Origin of the sequence: Streptomyces sp. NPDC056527, assembly GCF_042794475.1 — a bacterium.
Lineage (GTDB): Bacteria > Actinomycetota > Actinomycetes > Streptomycetales > Streptomycetaceae > Streptomyces.
Window position 1 is genome coordinate 1 of record NZ_JBHTTQ010000165.1, and the last position, 10,220, is coordinate 10,220.

General features: G+C 72.8%; 11 protein-coding genes and 6 tRNA genes. 8 read left to right on the plus strand and 9 right to left on the minus strand.

Annotation, left to right across the window (positions count from 1 at the left end):
• Positions 1-120: 120 nt before the first annotated feature.
• Together ACFQ7Q_RS36315 and ACFQ7Q_RS36320 are read right to left on the minus strand one after the other, a co-directional pair.
• A tRNA-Val gene (locus ACFQ7Q_RS36315) sits at positions 121-192 on the minus strand.
• 39 nt (positions 193-231) lie between these two features.
• Entirely contained in the window at positions 232-726 is a 495-nt protein-coding gene (locus ACFQ7Q_RS36320; RefSeq protein WP_383562975.1) for an SRPBCC family protein, read from the minus strand.
• Positions 727-809: 83 nt separating this feature from the next.
• Between ACFQ7Q_RS36320 and ACFQ7Q_RS36325 the strand changes: the two genes are divergently transcribed.
• Positions 810-3,425 (plus strand): SCO7613 C-terminal domain-containing membrane protein, encoded by a 2,616-nt coding sequence (locus ACFQ7Q_RS36325; RefSeq protein WP_383562978.1) that lies wholly within the window; start codon positions 810-812, stop codon positions 3,423-3,425.
• Between the two features lie 61 nt (positions 3,426-3,486).
• Here ACFQ7Q_RS36325 and ACFQ7Q_RS36330 read toward each other — a convergent pair.
• Positions 3,487-3,561, minus strand: a tRNA-Val gene (locus ACFQ7Q_RS36330).
• A gap of 54 nt (positions 3,562-3,615) precedes the next feature.
• Complete coding sequence (locus tag ACFQ7Q_RS36335) at positions 3,616-4,038, minus strand: TIGR02611 family protein (protein ID WP_376442983.1); 423 nt, start codon at positions 4,036-4,038, stop codon at positions 3,616-3,618.
• Between the two features lie 190 nt (positions 4,039-4,228).
• Between ACFQ7Q_RS36335 and ACFQ7Q_RS36340 the strand changes: the two genes are divergently transcribed.
• Positions 4,229-4,642, plus strand: a complete 414-nt coding sequence (locus tag ACFQ7Q_RS36340; protein WP_015032345.1) for an SsgA family sporulation/cell division regulator — start codon at positions 4,229-4,231, stop codon at positions 4,640-4,642.
• Between the two features lie 265 nt (positions 4,643-4,907).
• Positions 4,908-5,465 (plus strand): CGNR zinc finger domain-containing protein, encoded by a 558-nt coding sequence (locus tag ACFQ7Q_RS36345; RefSeq protein WP_362369134.1) that lies wholly within the window; start codon positions 4,908-4,910, stop codon positions 5,463-5,465.
• A gap of 19 nt (positions 5,466-5,484) precedes the next feature.
• Here the strand turns inward: ACFQ7Q_RS36345 and ACFQ7Q_RS36350 are convergent, their stop codons facing one another.
• Positions 5,485-5,652 (minus strand): hypothetical protein, encoded by a 168-nt coding sequence (locus ACFQ7Q_RS36350; protein WP_329125923.1) that lies wholly within the window; start codon positions 5,650-5,652, stop codon positions 5,485-5,487.
• 79 nt (positions 5,653-5,731) lie between these two features.
• Positions 5,732-6,160: a hypothetical protein gene (locus tag ACFQ7Q_RS36355; RefSeq protein WP_383562982.1), complete on the minus strand. Its 429-nt coding sequence runs from the start codon at positions 6,158-6,160 to the stop codon at positions 5,732-5,734.
• A 167-nt stretch (positions 6,161-6,327) separates the two neighbouring features.
• Here ACFQ7Q_RS36355 and ACFQ7Q_RS36360 point away from each other — a divergent pair, with 167 nt between their 5' ends.
• On the plus strand, positions 6,328-6,843 hold the full coding sequence (locus ACFQ7Q_RS36360; protein ID WP_383562985.1) for a DsbA family protein: 516 nt from the start codon (positions 6,328-6,330) through the stop codon (positions 6,841-6,843).
• Here ACFQ7Q_RS36360 and ACFQ7Q_RS36365 read toward each other — a convergent pair.
• The 3 genes from ACFQ7Q_RS36365 to ACFQ7Q_RS36375 are packed head-to-tail and all read right to left on the minus strand — an operon-like array spanning position 6,840 to position 9,616.
• The gene (locus ACFQ7Q_RS36365) at positions 6,840-7,679 is read right to left on the minus strand and encodes a GNAT family N-acetyltransferase (protein WP_383562988.1); all 840 of its coding nucleotides are present in this window, start codon (positions 7,677-7,679) and stop codon (positions 6,840-6,842) included. The genes ACFQ7Q_RS36360 and ACFQ7Q_RS36365 overlap by 4 nt on opposite strands.
• Positions 7,680-7,739: 60 nt before the next feature.
• A complete protein-coding gene (locus ACFQ7Q_RS36370) occupies positions 7,740-8,567 on the minus strand; it encodes an aminotransferase class IV (protein WP_383562991.1) in 828 nt (275 codons plus the stop codon).
• Positions 8,564-9,616: a chorismate-binding protein gene (locus tag ACFQ7Q_RS36375; protein WP_383562994.1), complete on the minus strand. Its 1,053-nt coding sequence runs from the start codon at positions 9,614-9,616 to the stop codon at positions 8,564-8,566. Before ACFQ7Q_RS36375 ends, ACFQ7Q_RS36370 begins: the two co-directional genes overlap by 4 nt.
• A 221-nt stretch (positions 9,617-9,837) precedes the next feature.
• Here ACFQ7Q_RS36375 and ACFQ7Q_RS36380 point away from each other — a divergent pair.
• The 4 genes from ACFQ7Q_RS36380 (at position 9,838) to ACFQ7Q_RS36395 (ending at position 10,207) form a co-directional block, all read left to right on the plus strand.
• Positions 9,838-9,910 (plus strand) — tRNA-Gly (locus ACFQ7Q_RS36380).
• Positions 9,911-9,949: 39 nt separating this feature from the next.
• A tRNA-Cys gene (locus tag ACFQ7Q_RS36385) sits at positions 9,950-10,023 on the plus strand.
• A 1-nt stretch (position 10,024) separates the two neighbouring features.
• A tRNA-Val gene (locus ACFQ7Q_RS36390) sits at positions 10,025-10,096 on the plus strand.
• Positions 10,097-10,135: 39 nt separating this feature from the next.
• Positions 10,136-10,207 (plus strand) — tRNA-Val (locus ACFQ7Q_RS36395).
• Positions 10,208-10,220: the final 13 nt, after the last annotated feature.

Below are 10,220 nucleotides of genomic sequence, written 5' to 3' on the forward strand. Positions count from 1 at the left end.
TATCGGGCGTGGCCGGTGCGCCCGGAGATGCGGACGGCGGGTTGTGGGACTGCCGCGTGCGGCCGGACGGCCGGGAATGCGTAAGGCGGGTCGGTCTTTCGACGGACCGGCCTCTCCCGGTGGGCGATACTGGGATCGAACCAGTGACCCCTTCGGTGTGAACGAAGTGCTCTCCCGCTGAGCTAATCGCCCGGGAACGGGTTGAACCATACAGGTTTCCGCGGGCTTCCTTCAAACCGGCCCACTGTCCCCCGGCCTCGGCCGGGAGGTGGCGCCCTGGTCGGCCCCCGCCAGTCTGGCTGCGAGGCCGCGTCGGCCGGCGCGCATCATCAGGGCGTGGTTGGCGCGGAAGACCGGCCGGCCCGGGACCGCGAGGCGGCGCATCAGGGGGCTGGTCACCTCGACCTCCTGCTCGTAGACCGCGCGGGTCCCGGGGCCGCGGGAGGTCAGGGTCCAGCGCGCCCAGCCCTCCAGGTCGCCGCGCAGCGAGACCTCGAGGACCCGGGCGACGGGGTCCCGGCGCAGGGCCTCGGCGGTGACCACGAGGTCGTACGGGAGCAGGGAGCGGAAGCGGGCCGTGCCGGTGAGCTCGTCGACGGGGACGACCTCGCGGACCTGGGGCCACCACCGGGGGTACTCCTCGGCGCGTTCGAGCACGGCGTAGACCGCGTCGGGCGGGGCGGCCAACTGCCAGACGCTGCGGAAGCGGTAGCGGCACCAGTCCATGTCTCCAGTGTGTACGTACTCAGGCGGGGATATGAGTACCCGCGCGCATACCCCTTCCCTGTGTCCGGGGCCACACTCCGCACATGGACAACGCCCTGCCACCCGCGGAAGAGCTGCGGCTCGTCGACCGCGAGCTGGCTCAACTCGACGCTCGCCGGTCCCAGTTGCTGGCCCGCCGGACCTGGCTGCTGCAGGTGCTGCAGCAGTCCGTGACGTTCCCGGCCCCGCCGCGGGCCGCCTCCGGACCGGTGGCGGACTCGACTCCGCGCAGCGCCCAGAACGTGCTGCTCACCCTGGGCGGGGTGCTGCTGACGATCGCGGCGCTCGCCTTCACGCTGGTGAGCTGGGGCTCGATGGGGATCGGCGGACGTGCCGCCGTCCTGGGAGTGGTGACGTCGGCGGCGCTGGCCGCGCCGGTGCTGCTGCTGCGCCGGGGGCTCGGCTCCACGGCGGAGTCGGTGGCGGCGCTCGGCCTGGTGCTGACGGTGCTCGACGCGTACGCGCTGCACCGCGTCGCGCTGCCGGACACCGACGCGCTCGGGTACACCGCGGCGGCCTCGGCGGTCCTCGCCGGCGTCTGGACGGCGTACGGATCGGCGCTGGGGCGGCTGCGGATTCCGCTGCCGGTGGCGGTGGTGACGGCTCAACTGCCGCTGCCGCTGGGCGTGCTGGCCGCGGACGGCGGGGCGCTCGCGCTGGGCTGGGCGGCGCTGGCGACGGCGGTGGCGGACCTGGCCGTGGTGCTGTGGGCGAAGCCCGCGGCGGTACGGACGACGGCGGGCATCGGTGCCGGGGTGCTGGGCGGCTGGGCCCTGGTGACGGGCGGCGGTCTGTCTCTGACCTCGGCGATTCCGGCGGGCGCGCTGCTGCTGGCCTGCGCGGGGGTGGCGCTGTATCTGGCGATGGGGGCCCCTCGCGGCGGCAGCTGGGCGAGGGTGGCCGGGGTGGCGGAGGCCGCGTCCGTGGTGGCGGGGCTCTCGGTGATCGCGGCGGCGGGCGGTGTGCTGCGGGTGGTGCTGCCGGGCGACTGGGAGGTGCCGGGGTACGTGCTGTGCGCGGTCGCCCTGGCGACGGTCCTGCGGTCGTCTGCACCGCGCGCGGTGAAGCGGGGTCTGGCGGGTGCGGGGGCCGGGGTGCTGGCGCTGGGCGTGGCCTGGGCGCTGCCGCCGGTGGCGGTGGCGCTGCTCGCTCCTCTGGCGCGGACGACGCCGGTGTGGTCGGGCGCGCACACGGACGACGTCCTCGCCTGGTACCCGTCGACGGCTCCGCTGGTGCTGCTCGTCGCGGCGACGGCCCTGTCGGCGGTGCCGCGCCTGTGGACCCGCTGCGCCGCGCTCGTCCTCACCTGGTCTCTCCTGACGTCCCTGCCCCTGTCGCTGGACCTCCCCTACGCGCCCACCCTCGGACTGCAACTCGTGACGACGGCGGCGGCCCTCTTCCTGGCCGCCCGCCCGGGGACGCTGACACGGGGTGTCCCGGCTCGGGCCGGAACGGCGGAGACGGGTGACGCCGGGGCCGACGGGGTGGGCCCGCGTGGCGCGGAGACCGGCGGCGACACGGCCGGAACCACTCCGGACGCCGCCGGCCCGGCCGGCGACGCGGGTGCCGGCGGTGCGGCCGGGCCGCAGGCCGCGGCCCCCGTCCCCGGCGTCGCCGGCGCCGGTCCGCGGGGCCAGTGGGCCGGGTGGGGGCCGGGGGCGGCTCCGGGGGCCACCGCCGCGCCGGCGTCGCCGCGGGACGTGCTCGGGTGGAGTGCGCTCGGCTGCGCGCTCGCGACGGCGGCGAGCTCGGTCGCGACGGGCCTGGACACCCGCGCGGCGACGTTCACCGTGCTGGGCGTCCTGCTCGGGCTCCTCCTCGCGGTCGCGTTCCTCGCGGAGGGCGCACGGCGGGCCGTGGCGGCCTGTGTCGCGGTCGGCACGGCGGCGGGCCTGCTGAGCGCCGGGGCGGCCGCCGCGGAGCTCCAGGACCACCACACCGCTCTCGCCCTGCTCGTGGTCCCGGCTGCCACCGCCGCGGCCGGAGCGTGGCTGCGGCGCCATCCGGTCGCCCTGCCCGTGGAGATCACCGGTGCGGCCGTGGCGGTCCTCGCGCTCGCCCTGGCCGCCTCGCGGCCGGCGTTCCTCGCGCTCGCCCTCGCCCTGTGCGGGGTGATCGCGGCGGCGACGGCCGTCCGCCCCGAGCGGCGCCCGCTCGCCTCGTGGACGGCCGCCGCGCTCTTCCTCGCGGCCACCTGGGTACGGCTCGCCGTGTGGGACGTCGAGACCCCGGAGGCGTACACGCTGCCGGTCACCGTGCCCGCGCTGGTGGTCGGCGTGCTGCGCAGGCGCCGCGACCCCGAGGCCTCGTCCTGGGTGGCGTACGGCCCCGGCCTCGCCGCGACGCTGGTGCCGAGCCTCTTCGCCGCCTGGGCGGATCCCGACTGGGCGCGCCCGCTGCTCCTCGGCCTCGCCGCGCTCGCGGTGACGCTGTTGGGGGCCCGGTTCCGGCTGCAGGCGCTGCTGGTGCTCGGCGGCTCGGTGCTCGCGCTCGACGGGCTGCACGAGCTGGCCCCGTACGTGGTCCAGGCCGTCGGCGCCCTCCCCCGCTGGCTGCCCCCGGCGCTGGCCGGACTGCTACTCCTCGCGGTGGGCGCGACGTACGAGCAGCGACTGCGCGACGCGCGCCGGCTCCGGGAGCGGCTGGGCCGCATGAGGTGAGGTGACGGGGGAACGCCGAAGGCCCGGAGACTGGATCCAGTCTCCGGGCCTTCGGTCCGGGTGGTGGGCGATACTGGGTTCGAACCAGTGACCTCTTCGGTGTGAACGAAGCGCTCTCCCACTGAGCTAATCGCCCGGGCGCACCGCAAACATTACCCCATGTCAGAGGGGCGCCCGACCGCCGTCCGAGTCAGTCGTTGATCTTCCACGGCATGACGAAGCCGTACTTCCAGAGGTAGAACCCGAGCAGCACGGCGATGATCACCAGACCGATCGTGGTCAGGATGATGTTGCGACGCCGGACCTTCGGATCGAGAGCGCGCTGAGCGGCCTCGGTGACCTTCCGCTTAGTCCAGCGGAGCACGAGCTGCGCCCACACGAACTCGGTGGCCCAGATCGCCATGCCGCCGAAGATCACCAGCCAGCCGGGGCCGGGCAACGGGAGCATGACGACGCCCGCCCCCACGACCGCCAGCCCCACGATGAAGACGCCGACCTGCCAGCTCAGGTGCAGGGTCCGGCGGGCCTTGATGAACTCGGGGGCCCGGGATCCCAGCTCGGATTCCCCGTCGGCCGCGGACTCCCCGGTGCGCTCGTCACTCTCCGCATTCATGGGCCCCAACCTACCGGATTCAAGACCATCACCGGAATGGCCGTATTACCCAAAGTTACACACCCCCGAACGAGCTACCTGAACGATCACAAAACAGACAGAGGGGTTTACAACGGCACCGTAGGTGGCATGTCGATTTCGCCGACGTGCGAATCCCCGAGCGCACACTGAGCGAAAGGCCCTGGCGCTTATGAACACCACGGTCAGCTGCGAGCTGCACCTGCGCCTCGTTGTGTCGAGCGAGTCCTCACTGCCTGTACCCGCGGGCCTGCGGTATGACACGGCCGATCCCTATGCCGTGCACGCCACCTTCCACACCGGAGCCGAGGAGACGGTCGAGTGGGTCTTCGCCCGCGACCTTCTCGCCGAGGGGCTGCACCGGCCCACCGGCACCGGCGACGTCAGAGTCTGGCCGTCCCGCAGTCACGGTCAGGGCGTCGTCTGCATCGCGTTGAGTTCCCCCGAGGGCGAAGCCCTGCTCGAGGCCCCGGCGCGGGCCCTGGAGTCGTTCCTGAAGCGGACCGACGCCGCCGTGCCACCGGGCACCGAGCACCGCCACTTCGACCTCGACACGGAGCTCTCGCACATCCTGGCCGACAGCTGAGCCAGGCCGAGAGCCGCACGGCGCCGTCCGACTCGGGGAGACGGCGCCGCGCGGACAAACCCATACGGCAGACATCGGCGTCCTCACCGCGCAGCCGGCGCGAGGAGGACGCCGATGCCCGTTTCCGGGTCGGGGACGGCAGGTCGAAGCATGGTTTCGGCCCCGTTCCGGCCCGCTTTCGGACCGCTCCGGGCGACACGCGGCGAAGCCGCTAGAGTCAGCGCAATTCGCGGGCGCCCGCCCGCAGCCGGCCATGGAGCGAATCGTGCTGATCCCCCACGACACCCGGATCGCCCTCGACACCGTCGTCGATCTGATGAACACCGCCCCCCAGGGCGACCGTGACGACGAGCTCGGGGACCTCCAGTCGCTGCACACCTTCGTGCGGGCCCACGACATCAGCGACGTCGGCGAGCTCGACGAGAACGACCTGCGAGGCGTACGCGAGGTCCGCGCCCGGTTCGCGGCGGTCTTCGCGGCGCCCGACGCCCGGATCGCGGCGACGCTGATCAACCAGCTGGTGGCGGCAGCGGGCACGACCCCGCAGCTGACCGACCACGACGGCTACGACTGGCATGTGCACTACTTCGCCCCGGGCGCGTCGATCGCCGACCACCTCGGCGCGGACTGCGGCATGGCGCTGGCGTTCATCGTGGTGGCGGGCGAGCAGGAGCGTCTGCGGCGCTGCGAGGCCCCGGACTGCGGCCGGGCCTTCGTCGACCTGTCCCGCAACCGTTCGCGCCGGTACTGCGACAGCCGCACCTGCGGTAACCGGCTCCACGTGGCCGCGTACCGGGCGCGGCGCAAGGAAGCCGCCGGCTGATCCGGCCCCCTCCGGCCCCTCACAGCAGGAAGAGGTCGTGCACGGCGGCCATCAGGAGCAGACAGCCGATGACCGCGAGGAAGATCATCAGCGGCGGCTGGGAGAGCGCGAACAGGCAACCGCGCGGCTCTTCGGTGGGGGCGGGGGCGTGATCCCGCGAGGTATCCAGCATCTCGGGGGCGATCATGGCGCAGCGACACCCCGGACCGCCCGCAACACGCCCCTCGGGGAGGGCAGTTCATCCCATCCCGTGGATACCGCGCCCGTCAGATCCCGTGCTTCTTCAGGATCGCCTCGATGTCGCTGAAGTCGTCCCCGCCCTGCTTGGCCTGCGGCTTCGGGGTCGCCCCGCGCTGCCCCTGCCCCAGCGCGGGAGCCGAAGCGGCCGGTGCGGCAACGGCATCGGGCCGGGCGCCCTCGGTCGCCTCCTTGCGCCCCGCCTTGCGCCGCTCGATGGCGCGTGTGGACATGAAGAGCAGCCAGGCCGCGCCGAGCACGCCGAAGCCGGCCCAGGCGGTCGGGCTGAAGACCGTGTCGAAGGCCCACTCCACCGCTCCGGTCATGACCAGTCCGAGGGGCACCAGGGAGTAGGCGGCGATCCGCGCCGCGGCGAGGAAGCGCTTGCGGTACGCCGTGATCGCGGCGATGCCCAGCCCCGCCACGGACACCGCGGAAAAGATGGTCTCGGCGAGCATGCGATCCTCCTGGGCCAGGGCGATACGTCCCTTCCATCCTGCACCGGCGAGGCCTCTCACGGCCACGTTCCGGGCGGACCTCAGGGAGATCTCCGGGTCGCCCCCTGCGGATCTCCTCCCCAGGTCCCGGTTGGTGCCGGGTCTCCGACGGCTGGAAGACTGCTCCCATGAGTGACTCCATCGCCCCGTCCGCCTCCCCCGTCGTCGTGGAGGCCTGGCTCGACCTCCAGTGCCCCGACTGCTTCCGCGCGCTCGACGACGTGCGCGCGCTGCGCGAGACGTACGGCGAGCGCATCGACGTACAGCTGCGGCACTTCCCGCTGGAGAAGCACAAGCACGCCTACGCCGCCGCCCAGGCCGCGGAGGAGGCGGCCGAGCAGGGCAAGGGCTGGCCGTACGTGGAGGCGCTGCTCGCCAGGACGAAGGAGCTGGGCGACCGGGGCGAGCCGGTCCTCCTGGACGTCGCGAGCGAACTGGGCCTGGACGCGGAGGAGTTCGACACCGCCCTGATCGACGGCCGGCATCTGCTGACCGTCGACGCGGACCAGGCCGAGGGCAAGGCGATCAAGGTCACCGGCACGCCGACCTATGTCGTCGGCGGCGAGCGCCTGGACGGCGGCCAGAGCCAGGACGGCCTGCGCGAGCGCGTCGAGGCGATCGTCGACCGCCTGCTCGCCGGCTAGAGCAGGGGCTTCCAGCTGTTGACGTAGGTCGTCCGGTAGCCGAGCGACTCGTAGAGGCGGATCGCCGGGGTGTTGCCCGCGAAGACATGGAGTCCCAGCAGGCGCTCACCGGCGCCGAGCGCGACCCGCTCGGCCAGCAGCATCAGGGCGCGGCCGTAGCCGTGGCCGCGATGCGCCTCGGCGACCTCGATGTCGTAGACGAAGGCGCCGTGGAGCCCTGGTTCGAGCTCGATCCGACCGGTCCAGAGGAAGCCGGCGACCTCCCCGTCCGCCACGGCGACGTCGATCGAGACATGGGGCGTGGCCAGTCCCTGGGGGAGGTGCGTCCGGTTGCTGGCCTCGGCTTTGGCCCGCGCCTGGTCCTCCGGTACCCCCCGGTCGATCCAGCTCTGCGCGAAGGAGGCCGTGGCCTTCGCCCGCCAGTCCCCGTACTCCGCCTCGGTCATGGGGCGGACCGTGATGCCCGGGGGCAGCTCGGGCGGCTCGCCCGGCAGCTCCTTGACCATGTTCCGGCTGCGTTCGGTGTAGCCGAGGGCGTCCGCCATCCGCAGCGCCGCCCGGGCGTCCGCGGGTACGGAGATCTGGACCTCGCCGCAGCCCCAGCCGCGCAGCACCTCCTCGGCGGCGAGCGCGGCGACCGTGCCACGGCCTCGGCGGCGGTCCTTCTCGTCGATGCCCAGGGCCTCGATCACACCGGCCCCGGCACCGAATCCGGGTGCGGTGGCGAGACGCACGGAGCCGACGCGACGGCTGTTCACACAGACGTCGTAGGTGCGCGAACGGTCGCCGCCTGGGGTCTGCTGAAGCGGCCCGGTCGGCCGCAGGGTGGTGGTCATCATCGGTGTTCTACCCACCCGGCGGCCGTCCGTCATCCCGTTTTCGACGGGCGGGTCCGTTCAGAAGCGCGGGTCCCTGTCGGCCGCGGCGCGCTCGTCGAAGATCCGCATCGCCTTGGCCGTCACAGGCCCGGGGGCGGCGGTCAGCTCGCGTCCGTCGACCCGGTGGACGGCCTGGATGTCCCGGAGGGTCGAGGTCAGGAAGATCTCCTCGGCGCTCTCCAGGACGTCGAACGGCAGATCGGTCTCCTGCGCACCGGTCCACTCCACGGCGAGGGCGCGGGTGATGCCCGCCAGGCAGCCGGACGAGACGGGCGGGGTGTGGATCCGGCCGTCGAGCACGACGAAGACATTGGATCCGGTGCCCTCGCAGAGCCGGTCGACGGTGTTGGCGAACAGCGCCTCGGAGGCACCGTGTTCACGCGCCCTGGACAGGGCGACGACGTTCTCGGCGTACGAGGTGGTCTTCAGTCCGGTGACCGCTCCGCGCTCGTTACGGGTCCAGGGGACCGTGATCACGGCGGTCGAGTCGGCGCGACGGCCCGACTCACCGAGCGCCACGACGAGGCCGGCCCCCTCGTCCCCGCGCTCCGAGCCGAGCGGGGAGATCCCGCCGGTGTACGTGATGCGGAGCCGGCCGAGCTCCATCGGATTGGCCTCCAGGACGGCGGCACAGGCGCGGCGCACTTCGTCGAGGTCGGGGTCGGGCAGGCCGAGCCCGCGTGCGGAGCGGGTGAGGCGCTCCAGGTGCAGAGTGAGGGCGAAGGTCCCGCCGCGCTCGGCCTTGACCGTCTCGAAGACGCCGTCGCCGACGGTCAGGCCGTGGTCCAGTACGGACACCCGGGCTTCCGCCGCGTCGTACAGCCCGCCGTTGACCCAGAGTTTCATCGAGAAATGGCCTTTCCGCTCGCCTCGTACGTGCCCGACGCTACCGCCAGCAGGCGGGACGCCTTCAATTCGGTCTCCGCCCACTCGTGCTCCGGGTCGGAGCCCCAGGTGATGCCGGCGCCGGTGCCGAAGCGGAGCACGCCCTCGGTTCGGTCGATCCAGAAGGTGCGTATGCCGACGGCGAGCTCGGCGGTGCGGCGGTCGGCGTCGACCCAGCCGATACCTCCGCAGTACGGGCCGCGGGGCGCGGTCTCCAGGGCCTCGATGATCCGCAGGGCGCTGGACTTCGGGGCGCCGGTGACGGAACCGGGCGGGAAGGTCGCGTCGAGCAGCTCCCGCCAGCCGGCGTGCTCGTCGAGGACGCCGCGGACCGTGGAGACGAGATGGACGAGGCCGGGGTGGGGTTCGACGGCGCACAGCTCGGGGACGGTGACCGAGCCGCTCGCGCAGACCCGGCCGAGGTCGTTCCGCACGAGGTCCACGATCATCACGTTCTCGGCGTGGTCCTTCTCCAGGAGGCCGTCGGCGGTCCGCGCGGTGCCCTTGATGGGGCCGGACTCGACGGCGCGTCCCTCGCGGCGCAGATAGAGCTCGGGGGACGCGGTCGCGATCTCCACCCCGTGGGCGGGCAGCCGAATCGTTCCCGCGTACGGAGCGGGGTTGCCGCGGGCCAGGACGGCGGTGAGGGCGTCGACGTCGGCGGCCCGCGGGTCGGGCAGCGGCGCGGACATCACCCGGCAGAGGTTGGCCTGGTAGACCTCGCCCCGCGCGATGTGCGCGCGGATCGCGCGTACGCCCGCGATGTACGCGGCGCGGTCGAGCGAGGACGTCCAGTCACCCACGGCGGGGCCGCGCCAGGCTCCGGGGGCGGGCGCACGGACGGGGTCGGCCCGCACGTCGCCGAAGCGCGCGCAGGTCAGACGTCCCTCGAAGTCCGCGGAGACGGCCCAGAAGCCGGCGGAGTCCAGGGCCTCGGGGTCACTGGTGACATCCCGGAGGTCGGTCGCGACGAGGCCGCCGAAGCGGGCCAGAGGAGCAAGGTCGTGCACGGATCGAGTCTAGGCGGGTGGGGAAGGGACGGCGGGGCACTCCTGTGAGGGCGGCTGCGAGCCACCTCGGGAACACGAGGAGTGAACGCCGCGCGAACGCTCCTGGCCGCCCGGCTGGGCACGCAGCTCAGCACGCTGCGGAATCGCGTTTTTGTGCTGGCCCAGGAATCCGCTAGAGTTCAACACGTCGCCGGGACGCGCAAGCGGAACGGAAACGACAAGCGGACGTGGCTCAGTTGGTAGAGCATCACCTTGCCAAGGTGAGGGTCGCGAGTTCGAATCTCGTCGTCCGCTCGATGTGGGGGATCTTCCCGAACCCCCGTATTCACTCCTGGTGGAGTGGCCGAGAGGCGAGGCAACGGCCTGCAAAGCCGTCTACACGGGTTCAAATCCCGTCTCCACCTCCAAGCGCGATTAGCTCAGCGGGAGAGCGCTTCCCTGACACGGAAGAGGTCACTGGTTCAATCCCAGTATCGCGCACGCAGAACAACCGAAGATCCGGTCCGCATGGATCGTCCCGCGCGATTAGCTCAGCGGGAGAGCGCTTCCCTGACACGGAAGAGGTCACTGGTTCAATCCCAGTATCGCGCACGCAGTAACAGCT